Here is a 1,134-nt window from a genome sequence, read left to right on the forward strand (position 1 = left end):
AGCTCCAAGTCTATAACCGTAGGGACTATAATCTGTTCCCTATGAGACCTCTGGGTTGGAAATCCCCACAGACTGTCCTGAAGGAATTTATTAAGGAGGGTGTAACATATGTTTGACAAACCCACAGGAATTGCATTAACATACAGATGCCTGTCCTTGACAGATATTTATTGGGTACGCCAGAAAAAAGAAAAAATCTTCTTTGACGAAGTGAACCTTTATGAGAATCATTTGGACAATGCTTTGGTAGATGTTTCCTTAAAGGGAAAACAGCTTACTGTCCATAATGAGCATTTGGAAAATGAATTTGCAAAGGATCTTTCTACGAATGGATGTTTCCCGAAAGCATGGATTAGAAACAATGATCATTTCCAGCTTTATAAAGATGGTGGAAGAGAAGTTGTGAAAAATGAAATCCTCGCAAGTAAAGTTTGTCAGTGCTTTGACTGTAAACAGGTTACGTATACTTTGGGGGAATATGATGGGGAACCTGTATCTGTCAGTGATATCATGACAACCAAAGAAAGATCTATCGTATCCAGAGAAGCATTTGAAATTTATGCGGTAAATAAAGAGATTGACCCAATGAAATATATTTTGAAGCTGGATGCTTATTCTTTTTATATGATGAACATACTGGATTATCTTGTTGGCAATGTGGATAGACATTGGGGTAACTGGGGATTTTTAATCGACAATCAAAAGAATAAACTACTCTGTTTGCATCCGTTGATGGATTTTAACCAGTCTTTCCAAGCGTATGATACCATAGAAGGAGCCAGATGCCAGACAGTTTTACCACTGCATATTTCTCAAAAGGAAGCCGCGGTGGAGGCTGTGAAAAAAATAGGTATGAATCAGATAACAGAAATCGATCCAGCGTGGTTTGCAGGAAAAGAAAAGGAATATAAGATGTTGCAGGATAGGCTGCATATTTTAAAAACATATGTGAAATGAGAAAAAAGTGAATGCAAAGAGCAGAATCTAAATCAGGTTCTGCTCTTTTTTTGGTGAATCCAATAAAAACCCCCGGCTATGCCGGGGGAATCAGTGAGCTTCAGCTTCAAGCAAAAACCTCCTATGCTATAATTATCTTGAGTCCGCCAAGACACAAGAAAGCATAGGAGGTTTTTA

At 38.2% G+C, this 1,134-nt stretch carries 1 protein-coding gene; it reads left to right on the plus strand.

From position 1 onward, the window contains the following. Positions 1-108: 108 nt before the first annotated feature. Positions 109-957 carry a HipA domain-containing protein gene (locus INF29_RS14385; RefSeq protein ID WP_207728192.1) on the plus strand — a complete coding sequence of 283 codons (849 nt, stop codon included), beginning with the start codon at positions 109-111 and terminating at the stop codon, positions 955-957. Positions 958-1,134: the final 177 nt, after the last annotated feature.

It is taken from the genome of Anaerotignum lactatifermentans, from assembly GCF_014982935.1.
In the GTDB taxonomy this organism is placed as follows: Bacteria; Bacillota; Clostridia; order Lachnospirales; family Anaerotignaceae; genus Anaerotignum; species Anaerotignum lactatifermentans.